The following is a 2,822-nucleotide window of genomic DNA, read 5'->3' on the forward strand; positions in this document are numbered from 1 at the left end:
TGAATTCTGAATTTTTTAATATCTTTCGATATTGAATTGACTGTGCCGAATAATTACCGAAATAACTATTCTGTTGGTCACTCAGTTTTCAATTGAGACTCTAATTTGTTTGCCTCGCTACCTAAATAGCTTGGCTGTTAGAACTCAATCTGTACGAGTGCCCACACAGATGATTGCTTTATATTGTTAAAGAACGTTTTGAGTCGCTTTAGCGTCTCAAGGGATGCGAATAATACACCCTTTGTTTTTCGAGTCAACACTTTGTTTTAAATTTTCTTTTGGAAGATTTAAAACCGAAGTTTTATTTAACTCTCTGAGTAGTTCGTGCCTTGCCATGCTTCGGCGTTTCCCGTCTCAGTGGGGTCGCATTATAGGGAGAACAGATTTTTACGCAAGTACTTTTTTAAAGAAAAAGTAAAAAAAGATGCTGTTCGGTCAGTATCTGAACTAAACCCCCTAAAACTGATAGTTTTGTAACCAAACGGTGCCTGTTATGGTACAAAAAAGACCTTGCTGATACACTCAAAGCTAATAACCATTATCTAAAAGGTACTAAATATGGCAATCCGTTCTTATAAAGGTGTAACTCCTTCGTTTAATTCGTCTGTTTATATTGATGAGTCATCAGTTTTGGTTGGTGATATTACTTTAGGTGATAATAGTAGTGTTTGGCCTTTAGTAGCAGCCCGAGGCGATGTTAACTATATACGTATTGGTAAACGCTCCAATATACAAGATGGCAGTGTATTGCATTTATCTCGTGCAACTAAAAGCAATCCAGATGGTTATCCACTTATTATAGGTGACGATGTAACTGTAGGTCATAAGGTAATGCTGCACGGATGTATATTAGGAAACCGTATACTTGTAGGTATGGGCGCTATTATTATGGATAACGTGGTTGTTGAAGATGATGTAATTATAGGTGGAGGATCTTTGGTACCCCCAAACAAACGCTTAGAGTCTGGTTACTTATATGTAGGGAGTCCGGCTAAGCAAGCCCGCCCTCTAACGGAGCAAGAACTTGCCTTTTTAAAAATATCTGCCGATAACTATGTATCACTTAAAGATGAGTACTTAGCTGAAATAGCTAATTTAAGTTAATAAACTTACTTCAATTTGGCCTGCCGAGTTATAGCTCTCTTCTTCGATAAGCTCCTCGGCACGTTCTTCGTAATCAAAACGATACTTTTCAAAATACTCTGTTGCGTGACTTTCGTCTGTTAGTTTAAGTGTATTTACTTCTATTACACACTCCACCAGCATGCCACTAACTTGTGCAAAAAATACTAACTGATGATCGGGCTCTCTAAACTCTAGCCTATCTATAAATTGTATTGCCTGATTCATTTAAGCGTTCCTTGTTTGAGCGCATCAACGACGGGAAGTATTTTTGGCATTTTATTACGCCATACATAATATGCTTGAGCAGCTTGACCAACTAACATGCCACTGCCATCTAAAAGCTTAGCGTTAATATTATGCTGTGCAACCCAATTCATAAAAATGGTATTTTGCAGTGAATAAAACATGTCATAAGCGACTTCACAGTTAGTTATGTGTTTTTTATCAAGTGCTGGAAGTTCGTTATTCATACTGCTAGAGGTAGAGTTTATAATTAGTGAGTAATCGCTTACTGGTAAATCATCAAAACCAAAGCCAGATACTGGTCCATATTGGGTAAACAGCTCTGCGAGTTCTTTGGCTTTTTGTGCTGTGCGATTAACTATTATTATTTCCTGAGGGTTATGCTCTAACAAAGGTAAAATAACCCCTCGAGCAGCACCGCCCGCACCTATGATTAAAATGCGTTTATTAGTTATGGCTACTTCATTAGCGAGTAAATCATTTACAAAGCCCACACCATCGGTGTTATCACCGAGTAATGAGCCATCATCTCGTTTTTTTAGTGTATTAACAGCCCCTACTATTTTGGCTAATGGGGTAAGCTCATCAGCCATTGCATAAGCTTGCTCTTTAAATGGCATTGTAACATTAGCACCCACACCGCCTTGCTCAAAAAAAGACAATACTGTTTTTTCAAAGTTATCGATAGGTGCTAATATTGCGCGATAGTCGATTTGCTCACCCAGTGATACAGCAAATTGTTTATGTATCGCGGGGGATTTTGAATGTTTAATTGGATTTCCAAAAACCGCATATTTGTCCATTTTAAAGCAACCTCTTTGCAGCTATAAACTGCCTATTAACAATGATAAGTAATATGATTAAACGACTTTTTTCTAAATCTAAGCCGGCTCCCGAGCAACAGGCTCCTACTCCTGAAAAAACACCGTATGAAATAATAGGTGGAGAGAAAGGGGCGCGAGCTATCTCCAATCGATTCTACGACATAATGGAGTCAGATGAATACGCTAAACCGTTATATGATATGCATCCTCTGCCATTAGATCGAATTCGCCAAGTATTTTTTGAATTTTTATCTGGTTGGTTAGGCGGGCCAAACCTATTTACTGAAAAACATGGCCAGCCAATGCTACGTAAAAGACATATGCCTTTTACTGTAGATAAAGCATTGCGCGATCAGTGGATGTACTGCATGAATAAAACGCTGGATATAGAAATAGACAATCCGTTGTTACGTGAAGGCTTAAAGCAATCATTCTCTCAACTAGCAACGCACATGATCAATCAGCATTAAATTTATATTTAGCCATAATGCAAAAAGGCGCTAATTAGCTGTCTCTTATACACAAATCCCTGCTAAGAAATTAGCGGGGATTTTTTTGAACTAAATCTCAATGTCATGATCAGATCTTCAAATCTTGTTTGAGGGCACATTATGATTAACGAACATACTC

4 protein-coding genes are annotated in these 2,822 nt (G+C 38.0%); 2 read left to right on the forward strand and 2 right to left on the reverse strand.

What is annotated here, in order from left to right:
• Positions 1-558 precede the first annotated feature (558 nt).
• Complete coding sequence (locus tag H5118_RS20320) at positions 559-1,104, forward strand: gamma carbonic anhydrase family protein (protein WP_002959868.1); 546 nt, start codon at positions 559-561, stop codon at positions 1,102-1,104.
• Here the strand turns inward: H5118_RS20320 and H5118_RS20325 are convergent.
• A complete protein-coding gene (locus tag H5118_RS20325) occupies positions 1,096-1,350 on the reverse strand; it encodes a DUF1488 family protein (protein ID WP_004335144.1) in 255 nt (84 codons plus the stop codon). The genes H5118_RS20320 and H5118_RS20325 overlap by 9 nt on opposite strands.
• Positions 1,347-2,171 carry a shikimate dehydrogenase gene (gene aroE, locus H5118_RS20330; protein WP_182712952.1) on the reverse strand — a complete coding sequence of 275 codons (825 nt, stop codon included), beginning with the start codon at positions 2,169-2,171 and terminating at the stop codon, positions 1,347-1,349. Before aroE ends, H5118_RS20325 begins: the two co-directional genes overlap by 4 nt.
• 53 nt (positions 2,172-2,224) lie before the next feature.
• Between aroE and H5118_RS20335 the strand changes: the two genes are divergently transcribed.
• Positions 2,225-2,662, forward strand: coding sequence for a group II truncated hemoglobin (locus H5118_RS20335; RefSeq protein ID WP_004335148.1), 438 nt, complete (start codon positions 2,225-2,227; stop codon positions 2,660-2,662).
• The last annotated feature ends 160 nt before the right edge of the window (positions 2,663-2,822 follow it).

This window comes from Pseudoalteromonas sp. SR41-1, from assembly GCF_014164015.1.
Taxonomy (GTDB): Bacteria; Pseudomonadota; Gammaproteobacteria; order Enterobacterales; family Alteromonadaceae; genus Pseudoalteromonas; species Pseudoalteromonas distincta.